Source organism: Oryzomicrobium sp. (genome assembly GCF_036820405.1).
Classification (GTDB): domain Bacteria; phylum Pseudomonadota; class Gammaproteobacteria; order Burkholderiales; family Rhodocyclaceae; genus Oryzomicrobium.
Genome location: NZ_DAISLS010000009.1, coordinates 22301 through 41096 on the forward strand (window position 1 = coordinate 22301; position 18796 = coordinate 41096).

An 18796-nucleotide genomic window follows, 5' to 3' on the forward strand; every position below is an offset into this window, starting at 1 on the left:
GAAGGCTCCGGCCAAGGCTGCGGCAAAGCCCGCTGCCAAGGCGGCTGCGCCCAAGGCTGCCGCTGCGAAGGCCCCGACCAAGGCCGCCGCAAAGCCCGCTGCCAAGGCGGCTGCGCCCAAGGTCGCCGCTGCGAAGGCCCCGGCCAAGGCCGCGGCAAAGCCCGCTGCCAAGGCGGCTGCGCCCAAGGTCGCCGCTGCGAAGGCTCCGGCCAAGGCTGCGGCGAAGCCCGCCGCCAAGGCGGCTGCGCCCAAGGTCGCCGCTGCAAAGGCTCCGGCCAAGGCTGCGGCAAAGCCCGCCGCCAAGGTGGCTGCGCCCAAGGCTGCTGCGGCGAAGGCTCCGGCCAAGGCTGCGGCGAAGCCCGCCGCCAAGGCAGCTGCGCCCAAGGCTGCTGCTGCGAAGGCCCCGGTTAAGGCCGCGGCGAAGCCCGCTGCCGCAAAGGCTGCGGCTCCGGTCAAGGCTGCCGCCAAGAAGCCCGCGGTCAAGCCCGCCGCGGCCAAGGCTCCGGCCAAGCCAGCCGCCGTGCCTGCCGCCAAGCTGGTGACCACGCCGGTAGCCGCCACCCCGGCGACGCCGTCGACTGCGGCCACGCCGGGTCTCAAGTCCGCCCTCAATCCGGCGGCGGCCTGGCCCTTCCCGAGCGGTTCCCGGCCGAAGTAATTCCGGTGCCCCGCATCGGCGCCGCCCGCCCGGGCTCCGGGTCGGCGGCGCTTTTTTTTGCGCGAAGACTCGCTCGCCTCATGGAGGACCGCCCACGGTGCATCTGCTTATCCAGGGGGCTGGCAAGCATGGGGCAGCCCCGCAACGGCGGTGGGCGTTCGATTGCCGCCGGGTACGCGTCTGTGGGCGATGGTCGTCCGGGCCGGTCGGCGCGTTGATGCGCCGGGTGATGACTGGCGGTCGGTGACCAGCGGTGTCAGCGGCCGAGCATGCGCTCCAGGCGTGCCATGCCCTCGGCCAGGCGCTCCTGGCTGGTGGTGTAGGCGAAGCGCATGTAGCGCCGGGGGGCGGCGTTGCCGAAGTCGATGCCCGGCGTGGCGGCCACGCCGGCTTCGTCGAGCAGGCGGCCGGCGAAGGCGAAGCTGTCGTCGCTGAAGGCCGAGATGTCGGCGTAGATGTAGAACGCTCCTTCCGGCTGGGCGGGTACGGTGAAGCCGAGACGTTGCAGCTCGCCGAGGAGGAAGTCGCGGCGTCGGGCGAACTCGCCGCGGCGCTCTTCCAGAATGGCCCGGGTTTCCGGCAGGAAGGCGGCCAGGGCGGCGTGCTGGGCCGGCGTCGACGGCGAAATGAAGAGGTTCTGGGCGAGCTTTTCCACCGGCCGTACGAAGGCATCCGGCACTACCAGCCAGCCGAGCCGCCAGCCGGTCATGTTGAAGTACTTGGAAAAGCTCTGCACGACGAACGCCTGGTCCGAGTAGGCGAGCACGCTTTCCTCGGCAACGCCGTAGGTTAGGCCGTGGTAGATCTCGTCGAGGATCAGGGTGCCGCCCCGGGATTCCACCGCTCGGGTCAGTCCGGCCAGTTCGTCGCCGCGCAGCACGGTGCCGGTGGGGTTGGCCGGGGAGCCGAACAGGGCGCCCCGGGTGCGCTCGCCCCAGTGGGCGGCCACCTGCTCCGGCGTGGGCTGGAAGCGGCTTTCCGGCCCCACCACGATGGACGTGGCCTGACCTTCGAAGCTGCGGATGAAGTGGCGGTTGCAGGGATAGCCCGGGTCGGTCACCAGCCATTCGTCGCCGGGATCGACCAGGGCGCCCAGGGCCAGCAGCAGGGCGCCGGAGCCGCCGGAAGTGACCACCACCCGGGAAGCGGGCAGGGCGATGCCATAGTGCTCCCGGTAGAAGCCGGCGATGGCTTCACGCAGTTGGGGCAGGCCCAGGGCCGAGGTGTAGTGCACGTGGCCGCCGGCGAGGAAATCGCGGGCGGCATCGACCACCGGGGCCGGGGTGGGAAAGTCCGGCTCCCCCACCTCCATGTGCACGATGTCGCGGCCGGCGGCTTCCAGGGCGTTGGCGCGGGCCATCAGCTCCATGACGTGGAAGGGGGCGATCTCCTCGGCGCGCCGGGAGGGACGCGGGGCGGTGCTTGGGCGGGGGGCGGTCATGGACGTTCCGTGCATGGAAAGAAAAAGGCCGCCCCGGAGCGGGGCGGCCTGTCGGGATGGCTACGAGCTTAAGCAGCCTTGGGCTTGAACGCCAGTTCGAGCAGTTCGCGCTTGAGAGCCAGTTGCTTGGGCAGCCGGTCGCCGAACTTGGCGAACCATTCCTTGTGGGATTCCACCTCGGTGCGCCAGGCCTCGGCATCGACCTTGGTCAGGGCCTCGAAGTCGTCCTTGGAGAACTCCAGGCCGTTCCAGTCGATGTCCTCGAACTTGGGCATCCAGCCGAGCTGGGTTTCCTTGGCGCCGACGCGGCCGTGGACCCGGTCCACGATCCATTCCAGCACGCGCATGTTGTCGCCGAAACCGGGCCACAGGAACTCGCCCTTTTCGTTCTGGCGGAACCAGTTGACGCAGTAGATGCGCGGGGCGTGCTCGATGCTGCGGCCCATCTTCAGCCAGTGGGCGAAATAGTCGCCCATGTTGTAGCCGCAGAAGGGCAGCATGGCGAACGGGTCACGGCGCACCACGCCTTGGGCGCCGAAGGCGGCGGCGGTGGTTTCGGAGCCCAGGGTCGAGGCCAGGTATACGCCGAAGTCCCAGTTGAAGGCTTCATAGACGAGCGGCACGGTGGTGGCGCGGCGGCCCCCGAAGATGAAGGCGGAGATGGGCACACCGGCAGGGTCTTCCCAGGCTGCGTCGATGGATGGGCACTGGCTGGCCGGTGCGGTAAAGCGGGAGTTGGCGTGAGCCGCCTTGCGGCCGGCCTTGCCGTCTTCCGGGGTCCAGTCCTTGCCCTGCCAGTCGACCAGGTGGGCCGGGGCTTCCTTGGTCAGGCCTTCCCACCACACGTCACCGTCGTCGGTCAGGGCCACGTTGGTGAAGATGACGTTTTCCTTGAGGGTGGCCAGGGCGTTGTAGTTGGTCTTTTCCGAGGTGCCCGGGGCGACGCCGAAGAAGCCGGCTTCCGGGTTGATGGCGTAGAACTTGCCGTCCTTGCCCGGCTTGATCCAGGCGATGTCGTCGCCGATGGTGGTGATCTTCCAGCCGTTGAACGACTTGGGCGGGATCAGCATGGCGAAGTTGGTCTTGCCGCAGGCGGAGGGGAAGGCGGCGGCCACGTAGGTCTTCTCGCCCTTGGGGGATTCCACGCCCAGGATCAGCATGTGCTCGGCCAGCCAGCCTTCGTCGCGGGCCATGTTGGAGGCGATGCGCAGGGCGAAGCACTTCTTGCCGAGCAGGGCGTTGCCGCCGTAGCCGGAACCGTAGGACCAGATCTCCCGGGTTTCCGGGTAGTGCACGATGTACTTCACGTCCGGGTTGCAGGGCCAGCGGGAGTCCTTCTGGCCGGCTTCCAGAGGGGCGCCCACGGTATGGACGCAGGGCACGAACTCGCCGTCGCCGCCCAGCACGTCGAACACCGGCTTGCCCATGCGGGTCATGGTGCGCATGTTGACGACCACGTAGGGGGAATCGGTGATCTCGATGCCGATGTGGGCGATGGGGGAACCCAGGGGGCCCATGGAGAAAGGCACCACGTACATGGTGCGGCCCTTCATGCAGCCCTTGAACAGGCCGTTGAGGGTCTCGCGCATCTTGGCCGGGTCTTCCCAGTTGTTGGTGGGGCCGGCGTCTTCCTTCTTGGCGGAACAGATGTAGGTGCGGTCCTCGACCCGGGCCACGTCGGAGGGGTCGGAGAAGGCCAGGTAGGAATTCTTGCGCTTGGCCTCGTTGAGCTTGATCAGGGTGCCGGCCTCGACCATCTGGGCGCACAGGCGGTCGTACTCTTCCTGGGAACCGTCGGCCCAATAGATGGCCTCCGGCTGGGTCAGCTCAGCGATCTGGGCGACCCACTGCTTGAGCCGCTCGTGTTTCACGTAGGCGGGGGCGTTCAGTTGCACCATGGAAATGTCTCCTCGGAAAAGTGCCTGTGGCTATAAGGATGAAAAGAAGAAAGCCGGAAGTGCTGGGGGGGGCAAAATTAATAATTATGGCCATTTCCCCGGGGCTCCGCAGCGATGCCGTTGCGCGGCAGGGCTGGTGCGGAATCGGGAGGGAAGGGCGGGGGTGGGCGTTTATGCCCGGGAGGCGGGGGGCTGCGTCAGGGGCGGCGCGGCCAGGGGTGCAGCAGAAGAGGGGGCGGAACGGCGAGGGGATCGTGCGGGCGGCGGGTATGCCACGGGTCGGTTTTCGGCCTGCTGCCGGAGTCCCGTTTTTTGCCCGGGGCGTCGCGGTGGTCTGTGGCGTGTGCGGCGTGCCCAGCGTGTGTGTCGTGGGGCAGGGGAGGCATGTGGCCGGCACGTTCCACTCCCTCGCTCCCGGCAGCGGGGCGTGGTGAAGCGGGCAGTGGTTGCGAGACGACATGCTTTGGGCGAATCTGGACAGTGAGTCCGGCGCCGCTGGCGTGCTGCAGGCGGGTGCCGTCGTCACGGCCGCGCGGAGCGGGAAAGCTCGTAATTATGCCATTCCGGCCGTTTTACCGAAAGACGCCCCGAAAGACACCCGGTGAGGCGCCCTGCGTAGCGGGTGGCCGCGTGGGCGCTTGTTCTGCAATCGTATTGCTATAATCCGGAATGACAATTCATCAGGCGAAATAAAAAGACGGGCCCGGCCAGGGGGAAAACGCCTTTCCCGCCACGAAAGCCCGCCGTTTCGTTTCCACCACACCGCACCAGAGGAACTGGATCATGGATAAGGATCAACTGCGCGACGCCGCCCTGTATTACCACCGCAATCCCAAGCCCGGGAAGATTTCTGTCACGCCGACCAAGCAGCTGACCAACCAGTACGATCTTTCCATGGCCTACTCCCCGGGAGTAGCGGCCGCCTGCGAGGAAATCGTCGCCAACCCGGCCGAAGCGTCCACCGTCACCGCCCGGGCCAACCTGGTCGGGGTCATCACCAACGGCACCGCCGTGCTCGGCCTGGGCAACATCGGCCCCCTGGCCGCCAAACCGGTGATGGAAGGCAAGGGCGTGCTGTTCAAGAAGTTCGCCAACATCGATGTTTTCGACCTGGAAATCGCCCAGAACGACCCGGACCAGCTGATCGAGACCATCGCCAGCCTGGAGCCCACCTTCGGCGGCATCAACCTGGAAGACATCAAGGCGCCCGAGTGCTTCTACATCGAGAAGAAGCTGCGCGAGCGGATGAAGATTCCCGTCTTCCACGACGATCAGCACGGCACCGCCATCGTGGTCGGCGCCGCCATCCTCAATGGCCTTACCTACCTGGGCAAGGACCTCAAGCAGATCAAGCTGGTCACCTCCGGCGCCGGCGCCGCCGCCCTGGCCTGCCTGGACCTGCTGGTGATGCTGGGCGTGCCGGTGGAGAATATCTGGGTCACCGACATCAAGGGCGTGGTCTATGAAGGCCGGGTCGAAGAGATGGACGAGATCAAGGCCCGCTACGCCAAGAAGACCGATGCCCGTACCCTGGGCGAGGTCATCGAAGGCGCCGACGTGTTCCTCGGCCTGTCCGCCGGCGGCGTGCTGAAGCAGGAGATGGTGGCCAAGATGGCCAAGAATCCCCTGATCCTGGCCCTGGCCAACCCGACTCCGGAAATCCTGCCGGACCTGGTGAAGGAAGTGCGGGACGACGCCATCATCGCCACCGGCCGTTCCGACTATCCGAACCAGGTCAACAACGTCCTGTGCTTCCCCTTCATCTTCCGCGGCGCCCTGGACGTGGGCGCCACCACCATCACCGAAGAGATGAAGCTGGCCGCCGTGCGAGCCATCGCCGAACTGGCCCGGGCCGAGCAGAGCGAAATCGTTGCCGCCGCCTACGGCGAAAAGGTCTCCGGCTTCGGTCCCGAGTACCTGATTCCCAAGCCCTTCGACCCCCGCCTGATCGTCAAGATCGCCCCGGCGGTGGCCCAGGCGGCTATGGATTCGGGCGTCGCCACTCGGCCGATCCGGGACTTCGACGCCTACGTGCAGAGCCTCAACGAGTTCGTCTGGCATTCCGGCCTGATCATGAAGCCGGTGTTCGCCACCGCCAAGCGCGAGCCCAAGCGCATCGCCTTCTCAGAGGGCGAGGACGAGCGCGTGCTGCGCGCCGTCCAGGTGATCCGCGAAGAGGGCATCGCCCAACCGCTCCTGATCGGCCGCCCGGCGGTGATCAACGCCCGTATCGAGGCCGCCGGCCTGCGCATCCGCGCCGGCGTCGATTTCGACATCCTCGATCCGGACAACAACCCCCGTTACGAAGACTTCTGGCGCGAGTACCACGGCCTGATGGAGCGCAAGGGCGTGTCGGTGGACTACGCCAAGCGCGAGGTGCGCCGCCGCCTGACCCTGGCCGGCTCCCTGGCGGTGCGCCTGGGCATGGCCGACGGCCTGATCTGCGGCACCTTCGGCAAGCCCGACCTGCACCGCTACTACGTCGAGAACATCATCGGCTACGCCCCGGGCGTGCAGCGCTACTCGACCATGAACCTGCTGATCCTGCCGAGCAGCACCGTGTTCATCGCCGACACCTATGTGAACTACGACCCCAGCGCCGAACAGCTCACCGACATGACCCTGCTGGCGGCAGAGGAAATCCGCCGCTTCGGCGTGGCGCCCAAGGTGGCCCTGCTGTCCCATTCCTCCTTCGGCACCGAGGATTCCCCCACCTCGCTGAAGATGCGCGAGACCCTGGGCCGGCTGCGCGAACGCGCCCCGGACCTGGAGGTGGAAGGCGAAATGCACGGCGACGCGGCCCTGGACGAGCAGATCCGCCAGCGGGTGTTCCCCAACTCCCGACTCAAGGGCTCGGCTAACCTGCTGGTGATGCCGACCCTGGACGCCGCCAACATCGCCTTCAACCTGCTCAAGGTGGCGGCCGGCGACAACCTCACGGTGGGTCCCATCATGCTCGGCACCGCCAAGCCGGTGCACATCCTGACCCCCACGGCCACGGTGCGGCGCATCGTCAACATGACCGCCCTGACGGTGGTGGATGCGGGCATGACACGCTGATACGGCGGGGAGACTGACTCAAGAAAGGGGATTAGGTTGATAGCCTATCCCCTTATTTTTCTTGATTTACCGGGTTCGGCTGATAAACTGGCGTAGAATCCTGCGCCAGATTGTTGCCGTTGTGGCGTAGTGTTGGCGCCGTCGCACCGCACCCCGTTACAACGTACTTTTTCACCCCCGTTTTCACCCTGTTTCGACCCGGGATTGCTTCTAGTCCCGCCCCGGAGAGTACCGATGCCCGCCCCTTCTCTTCGTGCCTGGCTGTGCACCTCCCTGATGGTTTCCGTCGCCGCCCTGGCGACCCCTGCGGCTGTCCTGGCCGCGGCCGCAGATAAGGCCCCCACCCACGCCACCAAGAAAAAGGCCAAGCCGGCGGCCAAGAGCACTGCCGCCGCCAAGCCCAAGGCGGTCAAGGCCAGCGCCAAAGCCCCCGCCGCCAAGCCGGCGGTGCGCAAGCACGTGCATAAGGTTTCGATGGCCGACCCCAACGACTGGGTCGGCTCCACCCGCGCCCTGGGCCTCCAGTCCAGCGCCGCCCTGGTGCAGGACCTGACCACCGGCGAACTGGTATTCGAGAAGAACGCCGGCACGGTGGTGCCGATCGCCTCGATCACCAAGCTGATGACCGCCATGGTGGCCCTGGACGCCCAGCCCAACCTGAATGAAATCCTGACCATCAGCGAAGAGGATGTGGACACCCTTAAGGGCAGCCGTTCCCGCCTTCACGTCGGCACCCAGTTGAGCCGCGAGCAGGCCCTGCTGCTGGCCCTGATGTCCTCGGAAAACCGCGCCGCCCATTCCCTGTCGCGCCACTACCCGGGCGGCACCCCGGCCTTCGTTGCGGCCATGAACCGCAAGGCCCAGGCCCTGGGCATGACCCACACCCGCTTCGAAGACCCCACCGGTCTCACCGCCAACAACGTGTCCACCGCCCGGGATCTGGCCAAGATGGTGTCGGCGGCCCACCACTACCCCCTGATCCGCGAGTTCTCCACCACGCCGGGTTCCACCGTGGAACTGGGCGGGCGGCCCATGGCCTTCAACAACACCAACGCCCTGGTGAAGAGCGACAGCTGGGAAATCGGCCTGTCCAAGACCGGCTTCATCCAGGAAGCGGGCAAGTGCCTGGTGATGCAGGCCCACGTGGCCGGTCGCCCGGTGGCCATCGTGCTGCTCGATTCTTCCGGCAAGCTCACCCGCATCGGCGACGCCAACCGCATCAAGCGCTGGATGGAATCCAGCGCCGGCAAGGCGACCCGGGCCTGACCGGCCCAGGCTCCGGCCACTCCGTTCCAGCGAAGCCGCGGCCTTGTGCCGCGGCTTCGTCATTTCTAGACCAAGAAGGAGACATCCCCCATGCAACGCCGCGATTTTCTCAAGAAGTCCAGCCTCGGCCTGGCCGCCGGGGCGGCCAGCGTTTCCGCCTCTGCGCCGGTCCTGGCCCAGAGCGCACCCACCATCAAGTGGCGCCTCGCCTCCAGCTACCCGAAGAGCCTGGACACCATCTACGGCGCCGGCGAAATGGTGGCCAACCGGGTGGCCCAGCTCACCGACGGCCGCTTCAAGATCCAGGTCTTCGCCGGCGGCGAGATCGTGCCGGCCTTGCAGGTGCTCGACGCCGTGCAGCAGGGCACCGTGGAGTGCGGCCACACCACCAGCTCCTTCTACGTGGGCAAGAACCGGGCGTTCGCCTTCGACACCGTGGTGCCCTTCGGCCTCACGCCGCGTCAGCAGATGGCCTGGATGTACTACGGCGGCGGGCTGCAACTGATGCGCGAGCTGTTCAAAGACTACGGCGTGGTGAACTTCCCCTGCGGCAACACCGGAGCCCAGATGGGCGGCTGGTTCCGTAAGGAGATCCACTCCCTGGCCGACCTCAAGGGCCTCAAGATGCGCATCCCCGGCCTGGGCGGCGAGGTCCTCTCCCGGCTGGGGGCGGTGCCCCAGAACATTCCGGCCGGCGACGTGTACGCCGCCCTGGAGAAGGGGGCCATCGACGCCACCGAGTGGGTCGGCCCCTACGACGACGAGAAGCTCGGCTTCTACAAGGTGGCCAAGTACTACTACGCCCCGGGCTGGTGGGAGCCGTCCGCCCAGGTGACCTTGATCGTCAACGCCAAGGAATGGGAGAAGCTGCCCAAGACCTACCAGTACGCCCTGGACGTGGCCTGCGCCGAAGCCAACATGCACATGCTGGCCGAGTACGACGCCAAGAACCCCCTGGCCCTGGCCAAGCTGCTCAAGGCCGGCGTCCAGCTCAAGCGCTTTTCCACCGAGATCATGGTGGCCGCCCAGAAGGCCGCCTTCGACTTCTACAACGAAGAGGCGGCGCGTAACCCGGCCTTCAAGAAGATCTTCGCCGAGTGGGAAAAATTCCGCCGCAACGAGCAGGCCTGGTTCAGCCTCAACGACGCGGCCATCGAGCAGTTCATGTACAGCCACAACAAGTAGCCGCGCCAGGCCGCAAAAAACGACGGGCGCCCTGGGGCGCCCGTTTCGCATGGTGCTGGCGGCGGCTTACTTGCGCGGCTTGACGTAGCCCAGGGCGTGGGAGATGTCGTCGGCAGTGGTGCGCAGCAGGTCGATCCAGTCGGCGTTGTGGCGCTCGGTGGGGGCCGAGACGGACAGGCCGGCCACCAGGTGGCCTTCGTCGTCGCGCACCGGCACGGCCACGCACTTCAGGCCGACCTCGGCCTCCTCGTTGTCGAACGAGACGGCGTGGCGGCGGATCCAGTCCAGCTCCTTCTCCAGGGCGGGCAGGGAGGTGAGGGAGTGGGCGGTCTTGCCCGGCAGCCCGGTGCGCTTGGCGTAATCCTTGACCTTTTGCAGGCCGTCCTCGGCGAGGAACAGTTTGCCGGCGGAGGTGAGGTGCAGGGGCGCCCGGCCGCCGACCAGGTAAACCACCCGGATCAGGGAACGGCCGCTGGAAGTCCGCTCGATGTAGACGATTTCATCCTCGTGGCGGATGCCCAGGTTGATACTCTCGCCGACCTGCTCGTGCAGGCTCTGCATGAAGGGCTGGGCCACTTCGCGCAGGTTGAGGCGCGATTTGACCAGGTTGCCCAGTTCGAGCAGGCGGATGCCCAGCCGGTAGGCGCCGGGATCGTGGCGCTCGACGAAGCGGGAGCCGGTCATGGCGGCCAGGATGCGGTGGGCGGTGGACGGGTGCAGCCCGGTGGTCTGGGCCAGCTGCTTGAGGCTGACCGCGTCGGGAGAATCGGCCAGGGCGTCGAGGAGCGCCATCATGCGCTCGATCACCTGAATCGAATTCTTCCCTTCCTGCCTTTCGGCCATGGATGTTCTTTCCGTGAAATCTGCGGGGGGTCAAAAAAAGCGTTTGCAAGCACTGGTGCGGCTTTCCGAGGAGAGCGAAACAGTGCGCGCGGAACTATAATCGGTTTTTTGCCAAATCGGCGCGCGGCCTCCCGCTGGGGCAGGCTTGTGCGTCGCAATATTCTACCCCATGCGTGTTGCCCTCTTCGTCACCTGTCTGGTGGACCTGATGCGTCCCCGCATCGGCTTTGCCGCCCTGGACCTGCTCGAAGCCGCCGGCTGCGAGGTGACGGTTCCCGCCGCCCAGACCTGCTGCGGCCAGCCCGCCTTCAACTCCGGCGACCGCGCCCTGGCTACCCAGCTGGCGCAAAAGACCATCGCCGAGTTCGAAGGCTTCGACTACGTGGTCGCCCCCTCCGGCTCCTGCGCCGACCAGGTCCGCAGCGAGTACCCGGGCCTGTTTGCCGAAGGCTCCGAGTGGCGCCGCCGCGCCGAGGCCCTGGCGCCGAAGGTGTTCGAGCTGACCGACTTCCTCGCCAACGTCCTCAAGGTCGAGGCCGTGCCCGGCCGCTTCGACGGCAGCGTCACCTATCACGACTCCTGCACCGGCCTGCGCAGCCTCAAGATCAAGTCCCAGCCCCGGGACCTGCTGGCCAAGGTGCCGGGCCTGACCCTCAGCGAAATGGAGGCCTGCGAGGAGTGCTGCGGCTTCGGCGGCACCTTCTCGATCAAGTACGGCGACGTCTCGGCGGCCATCGGCGAGCGCAAGTGCAACAACATCCGCGCCGCCGGCACCGATGCCGTGGTCGGTGGCGACCTGGGCTGCCTGCTGCACATCGAGGGCAAGCTGCGCCGCATGGGCGACGAGACCACCCGGGTGCTGCATGTGGCCGAGGTGCTGGCCGGCACCGGCAACGGCGGGGAGAACTGACCGTGGAAGTGCGCTCCATCGAATTCAAGCAGCGCGCCTCCGAGCGCGCCATCGACGGTTCCCTGCAAGGCAAGCTGAAGACCGCCAAGGGCCTCTTCGTCGGCGGCCGGGCCCGGGCCGTGGCGCGCTTCGACGCCGAGGGCGGCGACTTCGAGGCCCTGCGCGACGTCGGCCGCGGCATCCGCGATGAGGTGCTCGACAATCTGGACGTGTGGCTGGAAACCTTCGAGCAAAACGCTACCGCCCGTGGCGCCACCGTGCTGTGGGCCCGGGACGGCGCCGAGATCAGCCGCCTGGTGGTGGAGATCGCCCAGCGCCACGGGGTGAAGAAGGCCATCAAGTCCAAGTCCATGCTCTCGGAAGAAGCCGGGCTGAATGAGGCCCTGGAGGCCGTGGGCGTCGCCTCGATCGAGACCGACCTGGGCGAGTACATCATCCAGCTGGCCAAGGAGCCGCCCTCCCACATCATCGCCCCGGCCATCCACAAGAATAAGGAAGAGGTCGCCGACCTCTTCGAGCAGCACCACCACAAGCCGCGCAAGACCGAGATCGCCGAGATGACCCGGGAAGCCCGGGAGGTGCTGCGCAGCCACTTCGTCTCCGCCGACATGGGCATTACCGGCGGCAACTTCCTGGTGGCCGAAACCGGCTCGGTGGCCCTGGTGACCAACGAGGGCAACGGCCGCATGGTCACTACCATGCCCAAGGTGCACGTGGCGGTGGTGGGGGTGGAAAAGGTCATTCCCACCCTCAACGACCTGGCCGCCCTGCTGCGCCTGCTGCCCCGCTCGGCCACCGGCCAGACCATCTCCAACTACGTGTCGCTGCTCACCGGGGTCAAGTCCGAGGCCGACCGGGACGGGGCGGAGCACCTCTACTACATCCTGGTGGACAACGGCCGGGTCGGCCTGGTCGGCTCCGAATTCCAGGAGATGCTGCGCTGCATCCGCTGCGGCGCCTGCATGAACCACTGCCCGGTGTACCAGACCATCGGCGGCCACGCCTACGGCTGGGTCTACCCCGGTCCCATGGGCTCGGTGCTGACGCCCTTGTACACCGGCCTCGACAAGGCGCCGGACCTGCCCCACGCCGCCACCTTGTGCAACCAGTGCGGCGTGGTTTGCCCGGTGAAGATTCCCCTGCCCGAGCTGCTGCGCAAGCTGCGCGAAAAGCAGGTGCAGACCGGTGTCGGTACCGCCACGGCCAAGGCCGAGCGGCGCGCCCTCAAACTGTGGGGCTTCGCCGCGCGCAATCCGCGCCTGTACGCCTTCGGCGCCCGGATCGCCACCCGCTACCTGAAGTGGCTGGCCGGCGGCAAGGACCGCATCCAGGTGCTCACCATGGTGCCGGAATGGACCAAGGGCCGCGATTTCCCCGCCCCCGAGGGCAAGACCTTCCGCGAGCTGTACGCCCAGCGCGCTGCCCGCCGCCGCTGATACTCGCCACCGACACGATTCCGATCGACCGCCGCCGGCCCGGCCGGCGCCAACCACAGGCCTTTCGCATGAAGATTTCCTCCGACGCCCCCGCCCTGCCGCTCTGGATCGGCGGACGCGCCTTCCTTACCGTCACCCCCGGCTTCTACGACCTGGCCGACGCCAGCGGCCAGGTGCGCTACCGGGTGCCCCTGGGCGGCGCCGACGAGCTGGCCGAAGCGGCGGCCTCGTCCGCCCGGGCCCTGCCCGGCTGGGCAGCCACTGCGCCGGCGGAGCGGGGCGCCCGCCTCACGGCCCTGGCCGACCAGGTGGCCACCTACGTCGGACATCTGGCCAAGCTGATTGCCGAGGACACCGGTGCCGCTCCGGAGGCTGCCCAGGCCGAAGTGGCCGCCGCCGTCGCCGCCCTGCGCGCCGCGGCCGGCACCCTGGAAACCCAGGCGGAGAGCCAATCTCCAGAGGTGGTGGCCGTACTGGCAGATTCCACGCGGTGTTTCGAGGGGCTGGTGGCAAAGTCCGCGCCAGTATTGGCTTTCGGCGGGGTGGTGATTTTGAAGCCCAGTCCCCGGGGCCCCTCCGCGGCGGTGGCCCTGGCCGAGCTGTCCACCCGGGCCGGCCTGCCCGACGGGGCGGTGAACCTGGTCCACGGCGACGACGCCCTGGTGGCGGCCCTGGCCGCCTCCGGCGCGGTGGGCCGGGTGCTGTTCGCCGGGGAGGAGGCCCTGGCGGTCAAACTTCGGCAAATACTCGGCGACCGTTTGGTGGCAGGATGATTCCGTTGCCCCGGGCCGGCGCGGTGGCCTGGCCGCCCGCCCGATCCGGGGCACGATGCACATGCAGTAGTCCGTCCGTACCCGACTGTTCCCAACGCAAGGAGAAGAACATGCAGATCGATATCGGCATCACCGAGAAGGACCGCAAGAAAATCGCCGAGGGCCTTTCCAAGCTCCTCGCCGACACCTACACGCTCTACCTGAAGACCCACAACTTCCACTGGAACGTCACCGGCCCCATGTTCAACACCCTGCACCTGATGTTCGAGGCGCAGTACAACGAACTGGCTCTGGCCGTGGACCTGGTGGCCGAGCGCATCCGCTCTCTGGGCTTCCCCGCCCCGGGCACCTACTCCGAGTACGCCAAGCTGTCCTCCATCCCCGAGCCCAAGGGCGTGCCCAAGGCCGAGAAGATGATCGAGGAGCTGGTGGCCGGCCAGGAAGCCGTGGTGCGCACTGCCCGGGCGATCTTCCCGGTGGTCGACAAGGCCAGCGACGAAGCCACCGCCGACCTGCTCACCCAGCGCATCCAGCTCCACGAAAAGACCGCGTGGATGCTGCGCAGCCTGCTCGAAAAGTAATCCCGGGCTCGCCGCCATGCACCGCATCGCGTATCTCGAGCGGGAATCGATCCGGGCGGACGTGCGCCGCCCGGCGTTTCCCCACGACTGGGTGGAATATCCCCGCACCGTGCCCGCCGAGCTCGACGCCCGGCTGGCCGGCGTGACCATCGCCATCGTCAACAAGCTGCCGTTCACCGCCGAGCTGATCGGCCGGCTGCCGGACCTGAAGATGATCGCCGTGGCCGCCACCGGCACCAACAACGTGGACCTGGCCGCCTGCCAGGCCCGCGGCATCGTCGTTTCCAACATCCGCGGCTACGCCCGCCAGACCGTGCCCGAGCACGCCCTGGCCCTGCTCATGGCCCTGTCGCGCAACCTGGTGGCCTACCGGGCCAGCGTGCAGGACGGGCGCTGGCAGCGTTCCGACCAGTTCTGCTTCTTCGACCACCCGATCCGCGACCTGCACGGCCAGACCCTGGGCGTGATCGGCTCGGGCGACTTGGGTGATGGCTTCGCCCGCCTGGCCGAGGCCCTGGGCATGACCGTGCTCAAGGCCGAGCGCAAGTGCGCGGCCACGGTGCGTCCCGGCTACACCGCCTTCGACCGGGTGATCGCCGAGAGCGACGCCATTTCCCTGCACTGCCCCCTGACGCCGGACACCCGTCACCTGATCGGCGCGGCCGAACTGGCGGCGATGAAGCCCACGGCCCTGCTCATCAACACCGCCCGGGGCGGGCTGGTGGACGAGGCCGCCCTGGCTGCCGCCCTGCGCGCCGGCACCATCGGTGGCGCCGGTTTCGACGTGCTCACCGAGGAGCCGCCCAAGGACGACAACCCGCTGCTGGCACCGGACGTCCTGGCCCTGCCCAACTTCATCCTCACGCCCCACGTGGCCTGGGCCAGCGCCCCGGCCATGCAGGCCCTGGCCGATCAGCTGATCGACAACGTCGAGGCCTTCGCCCGGGGCGAGCCACGCAACCGGGTCGCCTGAGCCGAGGGGCCGCCCCGCTTGTTCCGCCTCCGTCACCGATTCTGCCGATTTTGCCTATTTCGCCTGCCGGGCCATTTCCTTTCCGTGATCCTGTCTTCATGAGCCTTACCGATCCCACCGCCCGCGCTGCTGCCCGGGACTCCATTCTTTCCCGCCTGCGCGACACCCTGGGTGCCGATTCCGCCGCCGTGGCCCGCCGCCGCGAGGCGGTCGATGCCCGCCTCGGCAAGGTGGTGGCGCCCACGGCACCGCCCCTGGCCGATGACACGGCGGGTATGCTGGCCCGCTTCCGCAGCGAGGCCGAGCAGATGGCCTCCACCGTCGTCGAGGTGGGCGGCTGGGGCGAGGTGCCGGCCGCCGTGGCAGCCTATCTGGCGGAGAAGGGGCTGGGCACGCGCGGGGTGATCGCACCCGAACTGGCGGCCCTGCCGTGGAGTACCGCCGGCCTGGCGGTGGAGCCCCGGGAGGCCCGGGACGCCGACCTGCTCGGCATCACCGGCTGCTTCTGCGCCATCGCCGAGACCGGCACCCTGATGCTGCTTTCGGCCCCGGGCTCCCCGGCCACCGTCAGCCTGCTGCCGGAAACCCACGTGGCCCTGGTGCCCGCCTCGCGCCTGGTGCCGACCATGGAGGCCGCCTTTGCCCGCATGGGCGAGCAGGCCCCCGGCGGCCAGCCGCCCCGGGCCGTCAATTTCATTTCCGGCCCGTCCCGCACCGGCGACATCGAGCAGACCCTGGTGCTGGGCGCCCACGGCCCCTACCGGGTGCATCTGGTGCTGATCCGCGGCGCCTGATCCCGCTACCTGATCCCGACGCGGCATGCTTCGGCAGGCCGCCAACGAAAAGCCCCGGCGGGTGGTTGCCCGCCGGGGCTTTTCGTTTCCAGAGGCCGCGCGGCCAGGGTCAGATGATCGTGCCGTTGGCCGGTGCCGGGCAGGTGGTCTGGGCCGGCACCAGGTCCGGCGCCGATCCCGGGTTGAGCAGCATCAGGGCGATCGCCAGGGTGAGGGCCAGGGTGGCACCGATGGTCAGGGCGGTACGCAGGGTGAGGTACCAGGCGGGCAACCCCAGGCGGCGGGCCCAGATCAGGTCCACGATGAAGTGTACCCAGAACATCACCACCAGCAGGATCAGATCGAAGCCGGCGGGCAGCACCAGGGCGACCCAGGCGCACAGGGCGGGCACCACGCTCCACACCAGCAGGCGGGTGCGGGCCTGGGGCTGGTCGGTGGCGGTCAGGGCGAAGGCCCAGTGCAGGGCGCCGGCGAAGGTCAGCACCACGGCGCCGTAGCCCACCAGGGCGAACAGCAGGATGCCGCGGAACTGGTCGCCGAGCAGGGCCAGCCCCATCAGCATGGCGAAAAAGGGGAACAGCCCGCCGAATCCCAGCCAGCGCACCGCCGCGGGCATGGGCGCGGCGCTGGGGTAGGGGGCGTGACTGACGAAGGGGGCGGACATGGTCGACTCCACCGGGACGGTACCGGGATAGGGGAGAGCGGATAAAGGGGATGTGCGGTCGGAAATGGGCCGTGGCGTTGGCTTTCGGCTTGCGGCCTTTTCCGATTCTTTCTCCCATTCAGACTGGCCGCCGGAAGACAAGTTCGCCACGGTTCCGGTTGATCGCCGTTTTTGATCTGGAGCAAATCCCGCATGTCTTTTTCCTGAAACGTCTATGACTTTCAGCTGACCGTGAGATTTGCCATGGTGGCAAATATTAAGGCGGTGCTAAGTTCCAAAACTCTCCTAAAAACAACCAGGTGTCGTCCGTGAATTCGCCGCTCCCCGTTCCCTTGCCCGAAGCGCTGAGCCCTGACGGTGTTCCGTCCGAAGTCGAGGTGCTGCAGCAGTTTCGGCTGATCTTCCGCGCCGTGAAGCGCCATTTCCAGAGCGTCGAGGAAGCCTGTGGCGTGTCCGGCGCCCAGTTGTGGGCCCTGGCCCAGATCGCCGGCCAGCCCGGCATCAAGGTCGGCGAGCTGGCCAAGGCCCTGGCGGTGCACCAGACCACCGCCAGCAACCTGGTGGATCGCCTGAGCCGCGCCGGTTTCATCGAGCGGCGCCGTTCCACCCGGGACCAGCGGGTGGTGGAGTTGTACCCGTCCCACGCCGGCACCACCGCCCTGGGCAGGGCCCCCGAGCCGCTGCGCGGCGTGCTGCCCGATGCCCTGGCCGCGCTCACGCCGGCCAAGCGCCTGCAATTGTCCCTGCTGCTGTCCGAACTGACCGGCCTGATGCAGAGCCAGTCGGGCCAGGACCTCACCTCCGCCGTCACATTGGCCGGGAACGGCGACGACCTGTAAGGTCCTGCGCCCTGCATCCCGCCAGGCCGGCCGGTGCCATACCGGGCCGGCCTATTTTTTTGTCATCGTTTTTCACCCCGTCATGGGGGCGCGGCCGGGACTTTGTGTAAAAATCCCGTAAATAGAGGGAGCGCCTCCGTCCGCCGCGGCAGGGGGCCGTTCCTCGGGCGCTTGCCCGTCCCGCCCCGTCCTTCCCCAGCGCTTCCCCATGACCACCGTGCCGACGACTCTCGAGATCATCGCCGCCGCCCTGTTCGCGATTGCGGTCATCCATACCTTCTCCACCAAGTTCTTCGAGCGGCTGGCCCACGCCCAGCCGCGCCATGCCGGCATCTGGCACCTGCTCGGCGAGGTGGAGGCGGTGTTCGGCTTCTGGGCCATGGTGCTGGTGGTGGTGCTGGCCTTCCACGAAGGCTGGCACGAGGCGGTGGCCTACCTGGACGGCCAGGACTTCACCGAGCCCCTGTTCGTCTTCGTCATCATGGTGATCGCCGCCAGCCGGCCGATCCTGCGCTTCGCCTCCTGGTGCGTGAAGATCAACGCCAGCCTGCTGCCCATGCCGCGGCAGATGGCCTTCTATTTCGTGGTGCTGTCCCTGGTGCCGTTGCTCGGCTCCTTCATCACCGAACCGGCGGCCATGACCCTGGCGGCCTTCATGCTGCGTGACCGCTTCTACGCCCAAGGCATCTCCAACCGGCTCAAGTACGCCACCATCGGCGTGCTGTTCGTCAACGTTTCCATCGGCGGCACCCTCACGCCCTACGCTGCGCCGCCGGTGCTGATGGTGGCCTCCAAGTGGAACTGGGACCTGGCCCACATGTTCATTCACTTCGGCTGGAAGGCCTGGCTGGCGGTGGTGGTCAACGCCCTGGCGGCGACCCTGCTGTTCGCCGGCGAACTGCGCAAGGTGGCGGCGCCGGTCCAGAAGGACAGCGACGAGCCGATGCCCCTGGCGATGGTCGTCCTGCACCTCCTGTTCCTCGCCGGCGTGGTGCTGACCGCCCACCACCCCAAGGTGTTCATGGGCCTGTTCCTGTTCTTCCTCGGCATCGCCCAGGCCTACAAGCGCCACCACGACCGGCTGATCCTGCGCGAGGGCCTGATGGTGGCCTTCTTCCTGGCTGGCCTGGTGGCCCTGGGGGGCATGCAGAAGTGGTGGCTCCAGGAAGTGCTTGCCGGACTTTCGCCGGTGGCCCTGTACTACGGCTCCACCGCCCTGACCGCCATCACCGATAACGCCGCCCTGACTTACCTGGGCTCCCTGGTGGATGGGGTGAACGATGCCTACAAGTACGCCCTGGTGGCCGGTGCGGTCACTGGCGGCGGCCTGACCATCATCGCCAACGCGCCCAACCCGGCGGGGTTCTCGATCCTCAAGGGCCACTTCCACGATGAGTCGGTGCACCCCCTCGGCCTGTTCCTGGCCGCGCTGCCGCCGACCCTCGTCGCCATCGTCGCCTTCCAGCTGCTGTAAG

Annotated in this window: 15 protein-coding genes and 1 pseudogene; 12 read left to right on the forward strand and 4 right to left on the reverse strand. The window is 67.8% G+C overall.

Annotated features, from left to right (window positions below; all coding sequences use genetic code 11):
* A pseudogene (locus tag V7Z98_RS09830) lies at window positions 1-658 on the forward strand (hypothetical protein); the annotation flags it as partial.
* A gap of 256 nt (window positions 659-914) precedes the next feature.
* Here the strand turns inward: V7Z98_RS09830 and V7Z98_RS09835 are convergent.
* Together V7Z98_RS09835 and V7Z98_RS09840 are read right to left on the reverse strand one after the other, a co-directional pair.
* Window positions 915-2099: a pyridoxal phosphate-dependent aminotransferase gene (locus tag V7Z98_RS09835; RefSeq protein ID WP_334157825.1), complete on the reverse strand. Its 1185-nt coding sequence runs from the start codon at window positions 2097-2099 to the stop codon at window positions 915-917.
* A 68-nt stretch (window positions 2100-2167) separates the two neighbouring features.
* The gene (locus V7Z98_RS09840; protein WP_334157826.1) at window positions 2168-3997 is read right to left on the reverse strand and encodes a phosphoenolpyruvate carboxykinase (GTP); all 1830 of its coding nucleotides are present in this window, start codon (window positions 3995-3997) and stop codon (window positions 2168-2170) included.
* Window positions 3998-4780: 783 nt separating this feature from the next.
* Between V7Z98_RS09840 and V7Z98_RS09845 the strand changes: the two genes are divergently transcribed.
* The 3 genes from V7Z98_RS09845 (at window position 4781) to V7Z98_RS09855 (ending at window position 9508) form a co-directional block, all read left to right on the forward strand.
* Window positions 4781-7057 (forward strand): NADP-dependent malic enzyme, encoded by a 2277-nt coding sequence (locus V7Z98_RS09845; RefSeq protein WP_293265397.1) that lies wholly within the window; start codon window positions 4781-4783, stop codon window positions 7055-7057.
* 234 nt (window positions 7058-7291) lie between these two features.
* A complete protein-coding gene (gene pbpG / locus V7Z98_RS09850; RefSeq protein WP_293265399.1) occupies window positions 7292-8323 on the forward strand; it encodes a D-alanyl-D-alanine endopeptidase in 1032 nt (343 codons plus the stop codon).
* A gap of 90 nt (window positions 8324-8413) precedes the next feature.
* A complete protein-coding gene (locus V7Z98_RS09855; RefSeq protein ID WP_334157827.1) occupies window positions 8414-9508 on the forward strand; it encodes a TRAP transporter substrate-binding protein in 1095 nt (364 codons plus the stop codon).
* Between the two features lie 66 nt (window positions 9509-9574).
* Here the strand turns inward: V7Z98_RS09855 and V7Z98_RS09860 are convergent, their stop codons facing one another.
* On the reverse strand, window positions 9575-10351 hold the full coding sequence (locus tag V7Z98_RS09860; RefSeq protein ID WP_293265403.1) for an IclR family transcriptional regulator: 777 nt from the start codon (window positions 10349-10351) through the stop codon (window positions 9575-9577).
* Window positions 10352-10520: 169 nt separating this feature from the next.
* On the opposite strand from V7Z98_RS09860, the gene V7Z98_RS09865 reads away from it, so the two are divergent.
* The 6 genes from V7Z98_RS09865 (at window position 10521) to V7Z98_RS09890 (ending at window position 15818) form a co-directional block, all read left to right on the forward strand.
* Window positions 10521-11261, forward strand: coding sequence for a (Fe-S)-binding protein (locus tag V7Z98_RS09865; protein ID WP_293265405.1), 741 nt, complete (start codon window positions 10521-10523; stop codon window positions 11259-11261).
* 2 nt (window positions 11262-11263) lie between these two features.
* Complete coding sequence (locus V7Z98_RS09870) at window positions 11264-12697, forward strand: LutB/LldF family L-lactate oxidation iron-sulfur protein (RefSeq protein ID WP_334157828.1); 1434 nt, start codon at window positions 11264-11266, stop codon at window positions 12695-12697.
* 68 nt (window positions 12698-12765) lie between these two features.
* Window positions 12766-13470 (forward strand): aldehyde dehydrogenase family protein, encoded by a 705-nt coding sequence (locus V7Z98_RS09875; RefSeq protein ID WP_334157829.1) that lies wholly within the window; start codon window positions 12766-12768, stop codon window positions 13468-13470.
* A 110-nt stretch (window positions 13471-13580) separates the two neighbouring features.
* Window positions 13581-14051 carry a Dps family protein gene (locus V7Z98_RS09880; RefSeq protein WP_293265411.1) on the forward strand — a complete coding sequence of 157 codons (471 nt, stop codon included), beginning with the start codon at window positions 13581-13583 and terminating at the stop codon, window positions 14049-14051.
* 16 nt (window positions 14052-14067) lie between these two features.
* Window positions 14068-15024, forward strand: a complete 957-nt coding sequence (locus V7Z98_RS09885; RefSeq protein ID WP_334157830.1) for a D-2-hydroxyacid dehydrogenase — start codon at window positions 14068-14070, stop codon at window positions 15022-15024.
* A 98-nt stretch (window positions 15025-15122) separates the two neighbouring features.
* The gene (locus V7Z98_RS09890; protein ID WP_334157831.1) at window positions 15123-15818 is read left to right on the forward strand and encodes a LutC/YkgG family protein; all 696 of its coding nucleotides are present in this window, start codon (window positions 15123-15125) and stop codon (window positions 15816-15818) included.
* A 109-nt stretch (window positions 15819-15927) separates the two neighbouring features.
* Here the strand turns inward: V7Z98_RS09890 and V7Z98_RS09895 are convergent, their stop codons facing one another.
* Window positions 15928-16482: a DUF3429 domain-containing protein gene (locus V7Z98_RS09895; RefSeq protein WP_293265417.1), complete on the reverse strand. Its 555-nt coding sequence runs from the start codon at window positions 16480-16482 to the stop codon at window positions 15928-15930.
* A 308-nt stretch (window positions 16483-16790) separates the two neighbouring features.
* Between V7Z98_RS09895 and V7Z98_RS09900 the strand changes: the two genes are divergently transcribed.
* Together V7Z98_RS09900 and V7Z98_RS09905 are read left to right on the forward strand one after the other, a co-directional pair.
* The gene (locus V7Z98_RS09900) at window positions 16791-17321 is read left to right on the forward strand and encodes a MarR family winged helix-turn-helix transcriptional regulator (RefSeq protein WP_293265419.1); all 531 of its coding nucleotides are present in this window, start codon (window positions 16791-16793) and stop codon (window positions 17319-17321) included.
* A 208-nt stretch (window positions 17322-17529) separates the two neighbouring features.
* The gene (locus V7Z98_RS09905; RefSeq protein WP_334157832.1) at window positions 17530-18795 is read left to right on the forward strand and encodes a putative Na+/H+ antiporter; all 1266 of its coding nucleotides are present in this window, start codon (window positions 17530-17532) and stop codon (window positions 18793-18795) included.
* The last annotated feature ends 1 nt before the right edge of the window (window position 18796 follow it).

Coding starts and splice junctions, on each gene's coding strand:
- V7Z98_RS09890 (WP_334157831.1), top strand. CDS start 15,123: ATGAGCCTTACCGATCCCACCGCCCGCGCTGCTGCCCGGGACTCCATT.
- V7Z98_RS09835 (WP_334157825.1), bottom strand. CDS start 2,099: ATGACCGCCCCCCGCCCAAGCACCGCCCCGCGTCCCTCCCGGCGCGCC.
- V7Z98_RS09865 (WP_293265405.1), top strand. CDS start 10,521: ATGCGTGTTGCCCTCTTCGTCACCTGTCTGGTGGACCTGATGCGTCCC.
- V7Z98_RS09905 (WP_334157832.1), top strand. CDS start 17,530: ATGACCACCGTGCCGACGACTCTCGAGATCATCGCCGCCGCCCTGTTC.
- V7Z98_RS09860 (WP_293265403.1), bottom strand. CDS start 10,351: ATGGCCGAAAGGCAGGAAGGGAAGAATTCGATTCAGGTGATCGAGCGC.
- V7Z98_RS09875 (WP_334157829.1), top strand. CDS start 12,766: ATGAAGATTTCCTCCGACGCCCCCGCCCTGCCGCTCTGGATCGGCGGA.
- V7Z98_RS09880 (WP_293265411.1), top strand. CDS start 13,581: ATGCAGATCGATATCGGCATCACCGAGAAGGACCGCAAGAAAATCGCC.
- V7Z98_RS09845 (WP_293265397.1), top strand. CDS start 4,781: ATGGATAAGGATCAACTGCGCGACGCCGCCCTGTATTACCACCGCAAT.
- V7Z98_RS09855 (WP_334157827.1), top strand. CDS start 8,414: ATGCAACGCCGCGATTTTCTCAAGAAGTCCAGCCTCGGCCTGGCCGCC.
- V7Z98_RS09885 (WP_334157830.1), top strand. CDS start 14,068: ATGCACCGCATCGCGTATCTCGAGCGGGAATCGATCCGGGCGGACGTG.
- pbpG (WP_293265399.1), top strand. CDS start 7,292: ATGCCCGCCCCTTCTCTTCGTGCCTGGCTGTGCACCTCCCTGATGGTT.
- V7Z98_RS09895 (WP_293265417.1), bottom strand. CDS start 16,482: ATGTCCGCCCCCTTCGTCAGTCACGCCCCCTACCCCAGCGCCGCGCCC.
- V7Z98_RS09840 (WP_334157826.1), bottom strand. CDS start 3,997: ATGGTGCAACTGAACGCCCCCGCCTACGTGAAACACGAGCGGCTCAAG.